Origin of the sequence: Plantibacter flavus, assembly GCF_002024505.1 — a bacterium.
GTDB lineage: Bacteria > Actinomycetota > Actinomycetes > Actinomycetales > Microbacteriaceae > Plantibacter > Plantibacter flavus_A.
This window is the reverse complement of record NZ_CP019402.1, coordinates 2,636,180-2,652,753: the sequence shown is the minus strand read 5'-3', so window position 1 is coordinate 2,652,753 and position 16,574 is coordinate 2,636,180. Positions and strand designations below refer to the sequence as shown.

17 protein-coding genes are annotated in these 16,574 nt (G+C 68.6%); 13 read left to right on the top strand and 4 right to left on the bottom strand.

Annotated elements, in window-relative coordinates; genetic code table 11:
- Positions 1–31: 31 nt before the first annotated feature.
- The 3 genes from BWO91_RS12430 to cysK form a co-directional block, all read right to left on the bottom strand.
- Entirely contained in the window at positions 32–1,588 is a 1,557-nt protein-coding gene (locus BWO91_RS12430; RefSeq protein ID WP_079002762.1) for an ABC-F family ATP-binding cassette domain-containing protein, read from the bottom strand.
- 91 nt (positions 1,589–1,679) lie between these two features.
- Entirely contained in the window at positions 1,680–2,246 is a 567-nt protein-coding gene (gene epsC, locus BWO91_RS12425; protein ID WP_079002761.1) for a serine O-acetyltransferase EpsC, read from the bottom strand.
- A 9-nt stretch (positions 2,247–2,255) separates the two neighbouring features.
- Positions 2,256–3,194 (bottom strand): cysteine synthase A, encoded by a 939-nt coding sequence (cysK, locus tag BWO91_RS12420; protein ID WP_079002760.1) that lies wholly within the window; start codon positions 3,192–3,194, stop codon positions 2,256–2,258.
- A gap of 163 nt (positions 3,195–3,357) precedes the next feature.
- On the opposite strand from cysK, the gene prmC reads away from it, so the two are divergent.
- Entirely contained in the window at positions 3,358–4,266 is a 909-nt protein-coding gene (prmC, locus tag BWO91_RS12415; protein ID WP_228501986.1) for a peptide chain release factor N(5)-glutamine methyltransferase, read from the top strand.
- Positions 4,267–4,288: 22 nt separating this feature from the next.
- On the opposite strand, the gene BWO91_RS12410 is transcribed toward prmC, so the two are convergent.
- On the bottom strand, positions 4,289–4,927 hold the full coding sequence (locus tag BWO91_RS12410) for an HAD-IA family hydrolase (RefSeq protein ID WP_231884337.1): 639 nt from the start codon (positions 4,925–4,927) through the stop codon (positions 4,289–4,291).
- Between the two features lie 125 nt (positions 4,928–5,052).
- Between BWO91_RS12410 and BWO91_RS12405 the strand changes: the two genes are divergently transcribed.
- From BWO91_RS12405 to atpA, 12 genes are all read left to right on the top strand, one after another.
- Positions 5,053–5,850 carry a glycosyltransferase family 2 protein gene (locus BWO91_RS12405; protein WP_153303450.1) on the top strand — a complete coding sequence of 266 codons (798 nt, stop codon included), beginning with the start codon at positions 5,053–5,055 and terminating at the stop codon, positions 5,848–5,850.
- On the top strand, positions 5,847–6,818 hold the full coding sequence (locus BWO91_RS12400; protein ID WP_167620474.1) for an NAD-dependent epimerase/dehydratase family protein: 972 nt from the start codon (positions 5,847–5,849) through the stop codon (positions 6,816–6,818). Before BWO91_RS12405 ends, BWO91_RS12400 begins: the two co-directional genes overlap by 4 nt.
- Positions 6,819–6,830: 12 nt before the next feature.
- The gene (locus BWO91_RS12395) at positions 6,831–8,651 is read left to right on the top strand and encodes a polysaccharide biosynthesis protein (protein ID WP_079002758.1); all 1,821 of its coding nucleotides are present in this window, start codon (positions 6,831–6,833) and stop codon (positions 8,649–8,651) included.
- Complete coding sequence (locus BWO91_RS12390) at positions 8,648–9,634, top strand: MraY family glycosyltransferase (RefSeq protein ID WP_079002757.1); 987 nt, start codon at positions 8,648–8,650, stop codon at positions 9,632–9,634. The genes BWO91_RS12395 and BWO91_RS12390 overlap by 4 nt, the downstream gene beginning before the upstream one ends.
- 73 nt (positions 9,635–9,707) lie before the next feature.
- Positions 9,708–10,376, top strand: coding sequence for an L-threonylcarbamoyladenylate synthase (locus BWO91_RS12385; RefSeq protein ID WP_079002756.1), 669 nt, complete (start codon positions 9,708–9,710; stop codon positions 10,374–10,376).
- The gene (locus BWO91_RS12380) at positions 10,373–11,638 is read left to right on the top strand and encodes an MraY family glycosyltransferase (RefSeq protein ID WP_079002755.1); all 1,266 of its coding nucleotides are present in this window, start codon (positions 10,373–10,375) and stop codon (positions 11,636–11,638) included. Before BWO91_RS12385 ends, BWO91_RS12380 begins: the two co-directional genes overlap by 4 nt.
- Positions 11,635–12,120 (top strand): hypothetical protein, encoded by a 486-nt coding sequence (locus BWO91_RS12375; protein WP_064295309.1) that lies wholly within the window; start codon positions 11,635–11,637, stop codon positions 12,118–12,120. Before BWO91_RS12380 ends, BWO91_RS12375 begins: the two co-directional genes overlap by 4 nt.
- Before the next feature lie 275 nt (positions 12,121–12,395).
- Positions 12,396–13,175 carry a F0F1 ATP synthase subunit A gene (gene atpB / locus BWO91_RS12370; RefSeq protein WP_175117868.1) on the top strand — a complete coding sequence of 260 codons (780 nt, stop codon included), beginning with the start codon at positions 12,396–12,398 and terminating at the stop codon, positions 13,173–13,175.
- Positions 13,176–13,221: 46 nt separating this feature from the next.
- On the top strand, positions 13,222–13,455 hold the full coding sequence (atpE, locus tag BWO91_RS12365) for an ATP synthase F0 subunit C (protein WP_064295310.1): 234 nt from the start codon (positions 13,222–13,224) through the stop codon (positions 13,453–13,455).
- A 30-nt stretch (positions 13,456–13,485) separates the two neighbouring features.
- The gene (locus tag BWO91_RS12360; RefSeq protein ID WP_064295311.1) at positions 13,486–14,037 is read left to right on the top strand and encodes a F0F1 ATP synthase subunit B; all 552 of its coding nucleotides are present in this window, start codon (positions 13,486–13,488) and stop codon (positions 14,035–14,037) included.
- Positions 14,037–14,834, top strand: a complete 798-nt coding sequence (locus BWO91_RS12355) for a F0F1 ATP synthase subunit delta (protein ID WP_071262369.1) — start codon at positions 14,037–14,039, stop codon at positions 14,832–14,834. Before BWO91_RS12360 ends, BWO91_RS12355 begins: the two co-directional genes overlap by 1 nt.
- 109 nt (positions 14,835–14,943) lie before the next feature.
- Positions 14,944–16,572, top strand: coding sequence for a F0F1 ATP synthase subunit alpha (gene atpA, locus BWO91_RS12350; protein WP_071262368.1), 1,629 nt, complete (start codon positions 14,944–14,946; stop codon positions 16,570–16,572).
- Positions 16,573–16,574: the final 2 nt, after the last annotated feature.

Here is a 16,574-nt window from a genome sequence, read left to right as displayed (position 1 = left end):
CGGATGACGACCACGACTGCGCTTTCGTCGTTCAGCCGATGCGCAGTCGCTTCGTCGCGACCTTGTCGGCGAAGAATCGGTCGTGGCTGACCACGACGATGGCGCCGGGGAAGTGCACGAGTGCGCGCTCCATCACCTGCGTGCTCGCGAGGTCCAGGTGGTTCGTCGGCTCGTCGAGGAGGAGCACCGAAGCTCCGGAGAGCAGGCACTGGGCCATGGCGACGCGGGCGCGCTGCCCACCCGACAGCATGCCGATCTTCTGCTTGAGGTCGGCGTCCGAGAACTGGAACATGCCGAGGAAGCGGTTCACCGACTTCTTCGTCGCCGCGAAGGCGAGGCTGTCGGGCATAGCGCCGACGGCGTGCGCGACCGTGTCGGTGAGGTCCAGCTCGTCGACCATCTGGTTGTAGGACGCGTATCGGACCCCGCCGGTCCACGTGACGTGACCGGCGTCGGGGCGTTCGTCGCCCTCGAGGATCCGGAGGAACGTGGACTTGCCCGCACCGTTCGGTCCGTGGACGACGATGCGTTCGCGGCGGCCGATCTCGAGGTCGAGCCCGTCGAACAGCGTGTGGTCGCCGTAGGCCTTCGTGAGCCCCTGGATCCGGCAGAGCGTGTCCTTGATGTGCAGGCCGCCGTAGATGTCGGTGATGATGTCGTCGACCGGACGCGGCGGCCTGGCCTTCTTGATCTTGGCCAGCTGCGAGGAGAGGTCCTTCTTCCCGGCGGCCTTGGCCGCCTCGCGACGGTCCGAGATGCCCTCGGCCTCGAAGGCGAGCAGTTCGGACTCGTGGACGAACTGCGCCTCGAGGCTCTTGAGCCGGAACTGCTTCTGGACGACGTACTCGTCGAAGCTGCCGGGGTACTCGTGGAGGTGGAAGTTCTCGACCTCGACGATGCGGGTGACCACGGCGTCGAGGAAGGTCCGGTCGTGCGAGACGACGATCGCCGCGCCGCGGAACGAGCCGAACCAGGATTCGAGCCACTCGACCCCCGCGACGTCGAGGAAGTTCGTCGGCTCGTCGAGGAGCAGGACGTCCGGGCGCTCGAGGAGGATCTTCGCGAGCGCCGCACGGTTGCGCCAACCCCCGGAGAGCGAGTCGATGGGGAGCACGCGGCGCGCGGCGTCGAAGCCGAGCGTGGTGAGGGCGGTGTCGATGTGGCGCTGGTAGTCCCAGCCGTCCTGGCGCTCCATCTCCTCGAAGAGCTCGGCCTGCCGTTCGATGAGCTTCGTCATCCCGTCGAGGTCGTTCGGGTCGGCGGCGATCGCGGCGTCGATGGATGCGAGTTCCGCCTCGATGGCGTGGATGTGACCGAAGAGTCCTTCGAGGACCTCGGTGATGGTGGCGCTGCCGTCGAGCTCCGAGAACTGCGAGAAGTAGCCGATCCGCGTTCCGTCCTCGATGGTCACCGTGCCCGAGTCCGGCTGGAGCTGGTCGAGCGCGAGCTTCAGGAGGGTGGATTTGCCTGAACCGTTCCGCCCGATGAGCCCGACCCGGTCGCCTGGCTCGAGCCGGAAGAAGACGTCGCGGAGTACCGGGCGTTCCTCGAACCGGACGGTGACGTCGTGCAGGCGGATGAGACTCATGGGGACCTCTCGAGGAGCGGGATGCGGGTGGAATGCGGGAGTTCGTCGTCCGGGGGAGGCGCGGGCGACGGAGCGCCTCACCGCTCGCGGATCAGATGTGGTACTCGGGATCGAGCAACGCGAGGCCGTGGGCGCCGCTCCCGCGCGGGCGCTCGACCGCGGGGACGCCGAGCAGCAGACTGCGGGGTGGGCACGCCTTGGTGACGACGGCGTTCGCGCCGACGATGGTGCCCGCACCGATCCGGATGGGCCCGAGGATCTTCGCCCCGGCACCGACGGCGACGCCGTCACCGATGGTCGGGTGGCGCTTGCCGACGCCGCGGCTCTTCCCGCCGAGGGTCACGCCGTGGAAGATCATGACGTCGTCGCCCACCTCGGCCGTCTCACCGATGACGACGCCCATACCGTGGTCGATGAAGAACCGCCTGCCGATCCGGGCGCCCGGGTGGATCTCGATCCCGGTGAGGAACCGGGTGAACTGCGAGCCGAACCGGGCGAGGGTGCGGAAGCCGCGCCGCCACAGGCGATGGTGCAGCCGGTACGCCCAGACGGCGTGCAGGCCGGAGTAGCTGAGCGCGATCTCGATGGTGCCGCGGGCCGCCGGATCGTGTGCGCGTGCGGCACCGATGTCCTCGCGGACCCGCGACAGCATTCCCATGCGTCGAGCCTAGTCGCGCAGGTCGTCGTACATCGTCGTCGACAGGTAGCGCTCGCCCGCGTCGGGGATGATGACGACGATCGTCTTGCCGGCCATCTCCGGACGGCGTCCGACCTCGAGGGCGGCCCAGACAGCGGCGCCGGAGGACATGCCGCCGATGATGCCGTCGTCGGTCGCGAGGCGTCGTGCGGTCGCGTAGGCCGTGTCGGTCTCGACCGGGATGATCTCGCTGAACAAGGAGGTGTCGAGGATGTCGGGCACGAAGTTCGGGCCGATGCCCTGGATCTTGTGTCCACCGGCACGACCCTCGCTGAGCAGCGGGGAGTCCGCGGGCTCGACCGCGATGATCTGCACGTCGGGGTTGTGCTCACGGAGCCAGCCGCCGACGCCGGTGATGGTCCCGCCCGTCCCGATGCCCGCGACGAACGCGTCGACCGTGCCGGCGGTGTCCTCCCAGATCTCGGGCGCGGTCGTCCGTCGGTGGATGGCGGGGTTCGCTTCGTTCTCGAACTGCCTGACCCAGACGGCGCCGGGGTTCTCGGCGACGATGCGCTGCGCCTCCTGCACGGCGTTCGCCATCCCCTTGGTCGGGTCGGTGAGGACGAGCTCGGCACCGTAGGCACGGAGGAGGGACCGGCGTTCCTTGCTCATCGAGGCCGGCATCGTGAGGATGACCCGGTAGCCCCGCGCGGCTCCCACGAGGGCGAGCGCGATGCCGGTGTTCCCGCTCGTCGACTCGACGATGGTCCCTCCGGGCTGCAGCTGGCCCGAGGCCTCCGCCGCATCGACGAGCGCGATGCCCAGGCGGTCCTTGACACTCGATCCGGGGTTGTAGAACTCCAGCTTCGCCAGGACGGTCGCGCCGACGCCCTCGGCGATGCGGTTCAGGCGGACGAGCGGGGTGCGGCCGTAGGCCTGAGTGATGTCGGTGTAGACGGTGCCGGTCACGGTGTTCCTCTTCCTCGAACGGGGCTCGGTTCAGCCTACGACCTGGTCGATCGGCGGTCTCCCGTGTGACGAGGAGGGTCGACGGCCCGCGGCCGCATCGAGGCGGTGGGGTAGGCTCGGTGCGGCCCACCCGACCAGGCCGCCCCAGATGATGACCTCGCTCATGCCCAGCACCCCTTCCGCCGCCGCCGCAGACACCCCGTCAGCCGGCCACCCTGCGACCGTCGAACTCGCGCGCCAACACGCCGTCGAGATCCTCACCCGCGCGGCCGTGCCGTCACCCGACGTCGACGCGGAACTCCTCCTCGGACACGTGCTCGGCCTCGGTCGCGGTGCCGTGCAGGCCGCGGCGATCACCGGTCGCGTGCTCGACGCCGAAGAGCGCACCGTGTTCGCCGAGCTGGTCGAACGTCGGGCCGCGCGTGAACCGCTGCAGCACATCACGGGTCGTGCCGCGTTCCGTTCGATGGAACTCGCGGTCGGACCAGGCGTCTTCGTGCCGCGCCCCGAGACCGAGTCGGTCGTGCAGTTCGCCATCGACGCACTCCGGGCGGTGCCGATCCCTCGGCCCATCGGCGTCGACCTCGGCACCGGCAGCGGAGCGATCGCGCTGGCGATGGCGACCGAGGTCCCGAACGCGGCGATCTACGCGACCGAGAACTCGGTCGAGGCCTTCATCTGGGCGAGACGGAACTTCGCCGAGTCCGGTGCCGACAACGCCACCGTCGTCTTCGAGCACCTCGCCGACGCCTTCCACGAGCTCGACGGCTCGGTGGACGTCGTGATCTCGAACCCCCCGTACGTCCCGGACGACGCGATCCCACGCGATCCCGAAGTGCGTCTCCACGACCCCTCGGCCGCGCTGTACGGCGGACCGGACGGTCTCGACGTGGTGCGCCAGGTGTCCGCGACCGCGCAGCGACTGCTCCACCGGGGCGGCACGCTCATCATCGAGCACGGTGAACTCCAGGGGCAGGCCATCCGCGAGCTGCTCACGGCCGACGGCTGGCACGCTGCGGCGACGCACCGCGACCTCACCACCCGCGACCGCACCACCATCGCGATCCGCTGACCCGTCGCGGTCGGAGGTCGGGTCAGGGGGTGGCAGCCACGAACGCGTCGACGGCGGCGTCGAGTCCCGCGACGTCGAAGGCGCCAGAGGCGTCCTTCGTCAATCGGAAGGCGTGCATCCCCACGGCCTCGGCACCCGCGCAGTTCGCCGCGGAGTCGTCGATGAGCATGGTGCGACCGGGTGCGACGCCGTACCGGCTGAGCGCGCGGGTGTAGACACGGGGCTCGGGCTTCTCCGCTCCGAGGACGGCCGACACGAGGTCGTTCTCGCCGAGCAGGGCTGCGGCCTCGGGAGCCAGCTGCGCGAAGGAGTCCCGGAACGGGATCGGATTGTTCGACAGCAGGGAGACCGTGCCGAGGGTCGAGGCGCGGGCGAGGGTGGCCAGGACGCCGGGAACCGGTGTCATCGCCGCCGCACGGGCCTCGCGCCACTCCGCGAGGGTCAGCGGGTATCCGGTGACCTCGGCGAACACCGCCAGGTAGTCGTCACTGGTCGGGTACTCGCCGATGTTGGCCGCGGCCTCGTGCCCGCCGACCCACCACTGCTTCGCGAGCCGGTACTGGCTCACGCCCGTCAACCGCGAGAGCGCCGGAAGGCGTTTCCGGAAGTCGTAGTCGTACAGGGTCTTGTCGCAGTCGAAGAAGAACACACGCTCTGGCACCACTCCAGTATGCGGCCCCGGGCTCCCAGGACCGGACGCGGGCAGCACGTAGACTGACCAGGCGCGTCGGGCCCACGTCCGTCGTGCCTCGGCGGTGCCGTCCCCGCCGCCGGAGAGGGTGAACCGTGGACCGTCCTGTGACCGCCTGCATCGTCATGTACCGGAACGATCGCGACAAGCTGCGTGCGGCCATCGACTCGACCCTCGGAAGCCCGCTCGTCGAGACGCTCTACCTCGTCGACAACTCGCCGACGGACGAGCTCCGCGACCTCGTGGACGACCCGCGGATCGAGTACCTGCACAACCCCTCGAACCCGGGCTTCGGCGCAGCCCACAACCTCGCGATCGCGAAGGTCCTCGGGCGCTCGAAGTTCCACATGGTGGTCAACCCGGACGTGTTCTTCGAGCCGGAGGCGATCGAGGAGCTCCACGAGTTCATGCTCGAGCACCCCGAGGTCGGGCACGTCATGCCGAAGGTGCTGTACCCCGACGGCTCCCTCCAGTACCTGGTGAAGCGGAACCCCTCCGTCTTCGACCTCTTCGCCCGCCGGTTCCTGCCCGGTCCGCTGAAGCCGCTCGTCGCGAAGCGCATGGCCCGCTACGAGTACCGCGACATCGACGAGAACCCGGCGCACGACTACAACAAGACGATGTTCGACGTGCCCTACCTCTCGGGGTGCTTCATGTTCCTCCGGACCTCGACCCTGCACCGCGTCGGCTTCTTCGACGAGCGGATCTTCATGTACATCGAGGACGCCGACCTCACCCGACGCTTCCTCCAGGTGTCCCGGACCGCGTATTACCCCGGCGCGACGATCCACCACCACTTCGCGAAGGGCTCGCATCACAACCGGAAGCTGATGTGGTACTCGATCCAGGGGGCCTTCGTGTACTTCCGCACGTGGGGATGGTTCGGACGATGAGCCGGGTGCTCGTGACCGGTGCGACCGGCTTCATCGGGACGAACCTCGTCCCCGTCCTCGAGGCGGCCGGCCACGAGGTCGTGCCGTTCTCGTTACGCGGATGGACGGGGGAGCCCTTCCCCGCGGACGTCGACGTCGTGGTGAACCTCGCCGGGAAGGCGCACGACCTCGACGGCACCGCCTCTCCCGAGGTGTACCGCAGGATCAACACCGACCTCGCCGAACGTGCGTACGTCGCCTTCCTCGCGTCGGACGCCACCACCTTCATCCAGCTGAGCAGCGTCGCCGCGGTGAACGAGGCGACGGTCGACGGCGTGCTCGACGAGTCCGCCGAGCCCCACCCGGTGACCCCGTACGGGAAGTCGAAGCTCGCAGCCGAGCGGCTCCTGCTCGCCGTCGAACCGCCCGCCGGTCGCCGGACGATCGTCCTCCGTCCGACGATGGTGCACGGGCCGGGGGACAAGGGCAACCTGCGCCTCCTGTTCGGTCTGCTCTCCCGCGGCATCCCGTACCCGCTCGACGCCTTCCGCAACGAGCGCAGCTTCGTGTCGATCCAGAACCTCGCGTGGGCGATCACGAGCATCATCGACACGCCCACCGTCACGACGGGTGTGTACCTCGTCGCCGACGACGAGCCCGTGTCGACGGGGCACCTCGTCACCCTCATCGCCGAGGTCACCGGTCGCCGGGTCCGTCGCCTGGCGCTCCCACCGGCCCTCGTGCGGTTGGCGGCCGCCGTCGGCGATCGCGTCCCCGCCGTGCCGCTCAACTCCGGGCGTCTCGCCAAGCTCACCGAGGACTACCGCGTCTCCGGTGCCCGACTGCTCGGTGCACTCGGGCACGATCGTATGCCGACGGCGACGGACGACGGTCTCCGGTCCTCGATCGCAGCCCTCGCCGCGGAGCGCGGTGCGCCCGGCCCCGACGCGCAGTCCGTGCGCAGCCAACGCGGAGCCGGCGATCGGTAGGATCGACACGTTATGACCTCCACGCTCCCCGACGCCCCCCGTAGATGGACGCAGGCGCCCGGTCCTCGTTTCGCCGCGAAGACCGCCCTCGACGCACTGTGCTGGGTGCTCGCCATCGTGGTCGCCCAGCTCGTCCGGTTCGAGCTCGAGTACGAGCGCGTGGCCCTCGTGGGGACGGTCCTCCTGTGCGTCATCGCCGTGGTCGCCCAGCTCGTCGTGGCCTACCTGTGGAGCTACTACCACGGCCTGCACAGCTTCGGCAGCTTCTACGAGGCGAAACAGCTCATCGTCGTCGCGCTGATCGTCACCGCGATCCTCATCGCGGTCAACGCGGTGTTCGGCGTCGCGTGGGGGGTTCCACGGTCCACCACGGTCATCGCGTTCCCGTTCGCGATCGTCTTCATGGGCATCACGCGCTACGTCAAGCGACTCTTCGTCGACAGCCGCAGCCGGCCGATCGAGGCGCAGCGCGTCCTCGTCTACGGAGCCGGTGCGCTCGGGATGTCGATCATCCCTCGGCTCATGCGCGACCCGCAGTCGCCCTACCTCCCGGTGGGTGTCATCGACGACGACCCCTCGAAGCGCAACTTCCGCATCGCCTCCGTCGCCGTGGTCGGCACGGGAGCCGACCTGGTGGCGGCCGTCAAGCGCACCGGGGCGCAGGCGCTCATCATCAGCATCGCGGACGTCGACAACGACTTCATCCGCCAGGTCAGTGAGCGAGCCGACGAGGCGAAGCTCCGGGTGCTCGTCGTGCCGCCCATCGACACGATGCTGGCTCCCGGGACGGGCGAGAGCGCGCCGAGCCTGCGCGACCTCAACGTCGAGGACTTCATCGGCCGCAACACCGTCGACCTGCAGGTCGAGAGCATCGCGGGGTACCTGACCGGCAAGCGCGTGCTCGTCACCGGTGCCGGCGGATCCATCGGCTCCGAGATCGCCCGGCAGGTCAACCAGTTCGGTCCGGCGGAGCTCGTCCTGCTCGACCGCGACGAGACGGGCCTCCACACCACGCAGCTCTCGATCTCCGGACACGGTCTGCTCGACACCAAGGAGGTCGTGCTCGCCGACATCCGCGATCTCCCCTCGCTCATGGAGATCTTCGAGGACCGCCGTCCCGACGTCGTGTTCCACGCGGCAGCGCTGAAGCACGCTCCGATGCTCGAGCAGTACCCCGACGAGGCCTGGAAGAACAACGTCCTCGGCACCCTGAACGTGCTGAACGCGGCACGAGCCGTGGGCGTCGGCACCTTCGTCAACATCTCGACCGACAAGGCCGCGAACCCGACGACCGTCCTCGGCTACAGCAAACGCATCGCCGAGAAGCTCACCGCCTGGATGAGCGCCCAGGAGACCGACGCACGGTACCTCTCGGTCCGGTTCGGCAACGTCATCGGCAGCCGCGGCTCCGCCATCCCGGCGTTCACCGCCCAGATCGAGGCCGGTGGCCCGGTCACGGTCACGCATCCCGACGTCACCCGCTTCTTCATGACGATCCCCGAGGCGTCGAAGCTCGTCATCCAGGCCGGCGCGATCGGCGACCCGGGCGAGGTCCTCATCCTCGACATGGGCCGTCCGGTCCGCATCCTCGACGTCGCCAAGCGCATGATCGCCGCGTCCGGCAAGGACGTCGAGATCGTGTACACCGGTCTCCGGCACGGCGAGAAGCTGCACGAGGTCCTCATCGACACCGACGAGATCGCCGACCGCTCGAAGCACCCGAAGGTCTCGCACACGCGGATCCAGCCGCTCGACCCGGCACTCCTCGACATCGCCGTCTGGCGGGAGACCATCGCCGACGAGGGCGCCGGCACCCACCACCTGGTGCAATGACGGTTGCCATCCTGGCGGGGGTGCTCGCGCTCGTCGTGAGCCTGCTGTCCCAGCTCGCCATCCGCCCGATCCTCGTCCGTCGGGCGGTCGTCGACACCCCGAACCACCGATCCATGCACGTCACCCCGACGATCCGCGGGGGAGGGATCGGCGTCGCGCTCGCGGTCGCCGTCGGTCTCGGTACGGCCGCGGTCCTGCTCCACAGCCTGCCGCTCTGGATCGTCGCCGCCGTGTCGATCGTCAACGCGGCCATCGGAGCCGTGGAGGACGTCCGCGGACTCCCCGTCCGGGTGCGCTTCGGCTTGCAGGTCGTGCTCGGACTCGTGGCGACCTGGGTGCTCGTCGTCTCGATGGCCGCGAGTTTCTGGTGGATCCCGCTCGGGATCGTGGCGCTCGTCGCCTACACGAACATCGCGAACTTCATGGACGGCGTCAACGGCATCTCCTCGATGCACGGCGCGGTCGTCGGCGGGTTCTACGCCGGCCTCGGCACCGTGGCCGGTCTCCCGGGCGTCACTGCAGCAGGCCTCGTCGTGGCGGCAGCGTTCCTCGGGTTCCTGCCGTGGAACCTCGCTCGGCGCCGGATGTTCCTGGGCGACGTCGGCAGCTACCTCCTCGGCGGCTCCCTCGTCGCGGTCGCCATCTACGCGGCCTTCAGCGGCATCTCCTTCGTCGCGCTGATCGGCCCGGTCCTCGTGTACGTCGCCGACACCGGCACGACGATCATCGCGCGCTGGCGGCGGGGGGAGCCGCTGCACGAGGCGCATCGCAGCCACGCGTACCAGCGTCTCGCCGCCGGCGGACTCGGCCACCTCGGGTCCACCGCCGTCGTCAGCGTCGCGACCCTCGCCACCGGGCTCCTCGGGGTGGTCGTCGCGACGGGCGCGTGGCCCCTCCAGGTCCTCGCCGTCCTCGGTGTCCTGCTCGTCCTCGCCGTCTACCTGTGCCTGCCCAGACTGCTCGGAAGACGCCCGAGGCTATGATTGAGCGTCGTCACCCCGATCATCCGGCCGACTGATCACCGATCGGCGGCCCCGTTCAGCCAGGACCCACCACATGCCGCAGACCTTCGATTGCCAGGATCACGCGCAGCTGCTCGCCGGGATGCGCCTGGCGCGGACGGCCCTGGCGAGGGGTGAGCTGGTCGTGCTCCCGACCGACACGGTCTACGGGGTGGCCGCCGACGCGTTCTCCCCGGCCGCGGTGCAGCGCCTGCTCGACGCGAAGGGTCGGACCCGGCAGTCACCGCCGCCCGTCCTCGTCTCCGGTGTGAACACGCTCGAGGCCTTGGCGGCGTCCGTGCCCGATGCCGTGCACCGGCTCGTCGAGGCGTTCTGGCCCGGAGGCCTGACCATCGTGCTCGAGGCCCAGCCGTCGCTCGCCTGGGACCTCGGCGAGACCGCAGGCACGGTCGCGCTCCGGATGCCGTCGAACCCGGTGACCCTCGAACTCCTGCAGGACACCGGCCCGCTCGCGGTCTCCTCGGCGAACCTCACCGGCCGATCGGCCGCGACGTCCGCCGCTGCCGCGCTCGAGATGCTCGGCGATTCGGTCTCGGTCTACCTCGACGGCGGCGAGAGCGGCGAGCAGTCGTCGACGATCATCGACGCGACCCGACTCGGCACGGCCGACGAACGGATCGTCGTCCTGCGCGACGGAGCCGTCTCCCGCGAGGCGATCCGCGACGTGGTGGGCGATCTGCTCCCCGAGTCGCGCGAACCATGAACCAGTTCTCCGGGTACCTCATCGTGCTCGTCGTGAGCGCGGGCATCACCTTCGGCTTCGCCCACCTCGCGCGGCGCGTCGGTGTGAAGTACGGTCTCCACCCACCGATCCGCGAGCGGGACGTCCACCAGACGCCGACGCCGCGCCTCGGCGGGGTCGCGATGTTCATCGGCATCCTCGTCGCGTTCGGTGTGGCCTGGCAGCTGCCCTTCTTCGACCTCGTGTTCGCCGATCCGGAGCCGGTGCTCGCGATCCTCGGTGCCGCCCTGTTCATCGTCGGGATCGGCGTCGCAGACGACCTGTGGGACCTCGACTGGATGATCAAGCTCGCCGCACAGTTCATGGCGGCAGGGCTCGTCGCCTGGCTCGGTGTGCAGATCTACTCCTTGCCCATCGGTGGCCTGACGGTCGGCTCGTCGTGGGTGTCCTTCTCGATGACGGTCTTCGCCATCGTGCTCGTGATGAACGCGATCAACTTCGTCGACGGACTCGACGGGCTCGTCGCCGGTGTCGCCGTCATCGCGAACACCGTGTTCTTCGTCTACACGCAGCTGCTCGTGACCTCCACCGGGGCGAGCGACTACTTCAACCTCGCTTCGCTGATCGCCGCGATCCTCGTCGGCGCCTGTCTCGGCTTCCTCCCGCTCAACTGGCACCCCGCCCGACTGTTCATGGGCGACGCCGGTGCGCTGCTCGTCGGGCTGCTCATGGCGACCTCCGCAGCCGCCGTGACCGGCCAGGTCGACCCGGCCGCCCTGGGCCGCACGCAACTGTTGCCCGCGTTCATCCCCATCCTGCTGCCGTTCGCCATCCTGGTCGTGCCGCTCGCCGACTTCGTCCTGGCCGTCCTCCGTCGTCTCCGGGCCGGCAAGTCGCCGTTCAGCGCGGACCGGATGCACCTGCACCACCGGCTGCTCGACCTCGGTCACAGCCAGGTGCACGCCGTCCTGATCTTCTACGGCTGGACGGTGGTCATCTCCGTCGGATGCCTGGCGTTCTTCGCCGCCCCGACGTGGCTGGCCGTGCTCTTCGTCTCCGTGGGCGTCGTCACCTGCACGGCGTTCACGCTCCTGCCGATCGGTCGCCGCAGGCGGGCCGACCGGCTCGCGCAGCGCGTGGCCGCCGGCGCTGAGGGGGCTCCCGGGTCGGCGCTGTACGATCGGCTCGACGAGGCCTCCGGGCAGCGCGACCCCGAGGCGCCCGTGAGCGGCGACACCCTCGACACCCTCGACTCTCTCGCCAAGAAGGACCAGCACCCATGACTCCTCCCGCCCAGGCCGGCTCGCACGTGAGCGCCAACCGGGTCTTCCGCACGGCGCTCCGATATAGCGCGCTCCTCGCGCTCGTGATCGCCGTCGTCGGGGGAGTGGTCGGCTGGAGCGTCGACGGTTCCCGCGGGCTGACGAGTGCGCTCATCGGCACCGCGATGGCGCTCGTGTTCCTCGGCATCACCTCGGTGAGCATCCTCTTCGCCAACCGCTGGTCCGGCCAGGAGTTCTTCGTCGGCATCCTGTTCGGGGTGGTGATGGGCAGCTGGCTCGTGAAGTTCGTCATCTTCCTCGTGCTCGGCTTCATCCTGAAGGACCAGCCGTGGGTCAACGCACCGATCCTGTTCGGGAGCGTCATCGTCGGTGTCGTCGGATCGCTCGTGATCGACGCCGTCGTGGCGGCGAAGGTGCGGGTGCCCTACGTCTCGGACGACATCCTCCCGAAGGCGTCGCCGCAGGACTCCGACCAGGGCTGACGCTGCGGACACATCCAGGTCGCGCGGGAGCATGCCGGAACCGGTATCCGGGTCGCAGTCGAGGTCGCGGCTCGGAATATCGCCGTGGAATACCACCCCTGGGTTCGTCGGGGCCCGGTTTCCTTGCTAGACTCGTCAACGAATCCTCCCACTAGCACCGCTTCGGCGTGCGGCGAGGAGACATCCCCCCTGTTCGTCGCCGCGAGAGCTCTGCTCCACGCCCCCGAAACTGGAGATACGTGCTGTTCGCTAACGCCGTGCACCTGATCGCACCGATGGCCGCCGAAGATGGCGAGTTCCACGGTCCGTCGATCGACGAGTTCTTCCCCGACATCATCCTCTTCGAGGGCACGCCCTTCGCGATCAACCGGGTCATCCTGATCCGGTTCATCGCGGTGATCGCCCTCCTCCTGTTCTTCTGGCTGTCGACGCGCAAGATGCGCCTCGTCCCCGGCCGTGCGCAGAGCCTCGCCGAGATGGGGCTCGGCTTCGTCCGCGTCAACATCGCGGAAGACCTGCTCGGCAAGAAGGACGGCCTCCGGTTCCTGCCGATCCTGACGACCATCTTCTTCATGGTCCTCGCGATGAACCTGACGGGCATCATCCCCGGGCTGAACCTGGCCGGTACCTCGGTCATCGGTGTCCCGCTGGTGCTCGCGCTGGTGTCCTACGTCACCTTCATCTACGCCGGTATCAAGAAGAGCCCGGGCAAGTTCTTCAAGAACTCCCTCTTCCCCTCCGGGGTGCCGTGGCCGGTGTACATCATCGTCACGCCGATCGAGCTCATCTCGACCTTCGTCATCCGCCCGCTCACGCTGACGCTCCGACTCCTCATGAACATGATCGTCGGGCACCTGCTCCTCGTCCTGTTCTTCGCGGCGACGCAGTTCTTCATCGTGAACCTCGGCGGATGGTTCGCCCTGATGGGTGTCGGGACGCTGGCCTTCGGCCTCGTCTTCACCCTCTTCGAACTCCTGGTCGCAGTCCTCCAGGCCTACGTCTTCACCCTCCTCACCGCGGTCTACATCCAGCTCGCGGTCGCAGAAGAGCACTAATCGAGCCCGGCACCCGCCAGGTCTCACCCAACGGAAGGAAACAAACGTGGACGCAACTACCGTTCTCGCCGCCCTTGAAGGAAACATCGCGACGGTCGGTTACGGTCTCGCAGCCATCGGCCCCGCCATCGGCGTGGGTATCGTCGTCGGCAAGACGATCGAAGGCACCGCGCGTCAGCCCGAGCTGGGTGGTCGTCTCCAGGTCCTCATGTGGATCGGTATCGCCTTCACCGAGGCGCTCGCCTTCATCGGCATCGCGACCTACTTCATCTTCGTCTAAGCCCCCTTTCACATCTCCGAAGGAGGCAAGATGTTTGATGCAGTGATCATCGCTGCTGAAGAGGGCGCACCGACGAACCCTCTCATCCCAGCGGTCTACGACATCGTCTGGTCTGCCGTCGTCTTCATCATCATCCTCGGCTTCTTCTGGAAGCTGGTCCTGCCGAAGGTGCAGAAGCTCCTCGACGACCGCGCAGCGGCCATCGAGGGCAACATCGCCAAGGCCGATGAAGCGCAGAAGCAGGCCGAAGCGGCGCTCGAGCAGTACAACGCTCAGCTCGCCGAGGCCCGTCAGGAAGCCGGCCGCATCCGCGAGCAGGCTCGTGTCGAGGGTCAGACGATCCTCGCCGAGCTCAAGGAGCAGGCCACGGTCGAAGCCGCTCGCGTCACCGCGAGCGCTCAGGCACAGATCGAAGCCGAGCGTCAGGCGGCCGTCGTGTCGCTGCGTGCCGAGGTGGGCACGCTCGCGCTCGACCTCGCCAGTGGCGTCATCGGCGAGACGCTGAACGACGACGCGAAGGCCACGGCGGTCGTCGACCGGTTCCTCGCGGACCTCGAAGCGTCGGAGAAGGCAGCCAAGTAATGGGAAGCGCGACCAGAGAAGCACTCGCCTCGTCGAAGGAGGCCCTCGCCGCCCTCGGCGCCGGGGCCGATCTGGCCACCGCGGACGGACTGTTCGCAGCGGGCCGGGCCATCGGCGGCTCGAGCCACCTGAGCGCGGCGCTCAGCGACCCCGCAGCCGACGCCGGTGCCAAGCGCACCGTCGTCGAGCGGATCTTCGGCACCCAGCTGAGCGCTCAGGCGCTCGGCCTGCTGCAGACCGTCGTCTCCGGCCGCTGGTCCAGCGAGGCCGACCTGCTCGCGGGCATCGAGGAGCTCGGCCTCCGGGCCGCCTCGATCTCCGCCGGTGCGCAGGGCGACATCGAGGCCGAGTTGTTCGAGTTCGGGAAGCTCGTGTCGAGCAACCACGAGCTCGAACTGGCCCTCAGCAGCAAGCTCGGCTCGTCCGCTGCGAAGGGTGCCCTCGCGGCGTCCCTCCTCGCGGGCAAGGCGAGCCCGCAGACCGTCAGCATCGTCGGTCAGCTCGTGCAGCAGCCGCGAGACCGTCGGATCGGAGAACTGCTCCGGTACGCATCAGGCATCGTCGCCGACCAGCAGGGCCTCGCGGTCGCCACGGTCACGGCAGCCGCACCGATCGAGGCGTCGCAGCTCCAGCGCCTCGAGCGCCACCTCGCCACGGCCTACGGCCGTCAGGTGAAGATCAACCAGGTGATCGACCCCGCCGTCGTCGGTGGACTGCGCGTGCAGCTCGGGGACGACGTCATCGACGGCAGCCTCGCTGCCCGACTGAACGACCTCCGTCTGCAACTGGCCGGATAACGGCCCGTGCAGCGCGGAGACCGGCCCGACGGTCTCCACAACTCAAGACGTTGATCCTGACGGATCGCACCTCTCGGAACCCCCGGGTTCCACAACCAAAAGGAACATGATGGCAGAACTCACGATCAGCCCAGACGAGATCCGGGATGCTCTCAAGGACTTCGTCAAGGCCTACGAGCCCGGCACCGCCGCGGCCACCGAGGTCGGACGCGTGATCGATGCCGCTGACGGCATCGCCCACGTCGAGGGCCTCCCGGGCGCCATGGCGAACGAGCTCCTCCGCTTCGCGAACGGCACCCTCGGCCTCGCGCTCAACCTCGACGAGCACGAGATCGGCGTCGTCGTCCTCGGTGAGTTCGACGAGATCGTCGAAGGCATGGACGTCACCCGCACGGGCGAAGTCCTGTCGGTCCCCGTCGGCGACGGCTACCTCGGACGTGTCGTCGACACGCTCGGCAACCCGATCGACGGCCTCGGCGAGATCGCCAGCACCGGCCGCCGCGCACTGGAGCTCCAGGCTCCCGGCGTCATGCAGCGCAAGTCGGTGCACGAGCCGCTCCAGACCGGCATCAAGGCGATCGACGCCATGATCCCCGTCGGCCGTGGCCAGCGCCAGCTGATCATCGGCGACCGCCAGACCGGCAAGACCGCGATCGCGATCGACACCATCATCAACCAGAAGGCGAACTGGGAGTCGGGCGACGTCAACAAGCAGGTCCGCTGCATCTACGTAGCCATCGGCCAGAAGGGCTCGACCATCGCCTCCGTCAAGGGTGCGCTGGAAGAGGCCGGCGCGCTCGAGTACACGACGATCGTCGCCTCGCCTGCGTCCGACCCGGCCGGCTTCAAGTACCTCGCTCCGTACACCGGTTCGGCCATCGGTCAGCACTGGATGTACGAGGGCAAGCACGTCCTGATCATCTTCGACGACCTGTCGAAGCAGGCCGAGGCCTACCGTGCCGTCTCCCTCCTCCTCCGTCGTCCGCCGGGACGCGAGGCGTACCCGGGTGACGTCTTCTACCTCCACTCCCGTCTGCTGGAGCGCTGCGCGAAGCTGTCCGACGAGCTCGGCGCCGGTTCGATGACGGGTCTGCCCATCATCGAGACCAAGGCCAACGACGTCTCGGCGTACATCCCGACCAACGTGATCTCGATCACCGACGGCCAGATCTTCCTCCAGTCCGACCTCTTCAACTCGAACCAGCGCCCCGCGGTCGACGTCGGTATCTCCGTCTCGCGCGTCGGTGGCGATGCTCAGGTGAAGAGCATCAAGAAGGTCTCCGGAACGCTGAAGCTCGAGCTGGCGCAGTACCGCTCGCTCGAGGCCTTCGCGATGTTCGCATCCGACCTCGACGCGGCCAGCCGCCGTCAGCTCGCCCGTGGCGCTCGCCTCACCGAGCTGCTCAAGCAGCCGCAGTACTCGCCGTACCCCGTCGAGGAGCAGGTCGTCTCGATCTGGGCCGGAACCAAGGGCAAGCTGGACGACGTCCCGGTCGAGGACGTCCTCCGCTTCGAGCGCGAACTGCTCGACTACCTGGGGCGGAACACCGAGGTCCTCACCACGCTGCGCGACACGAACGTGCTCGACGACGACACCGTCTCGAAGCTCGATGCCGCTGTCGACCAGTTCAAGCTCGAGTTCCAGACGGGCGAGGGCGCTGCCCTCGGTTCGGAGCAGGTCGAGGAGCTCCCGGTTGAAGACGTCAACCAGGAGAAGATCGTGAAGGGTCGCCGCTAGTC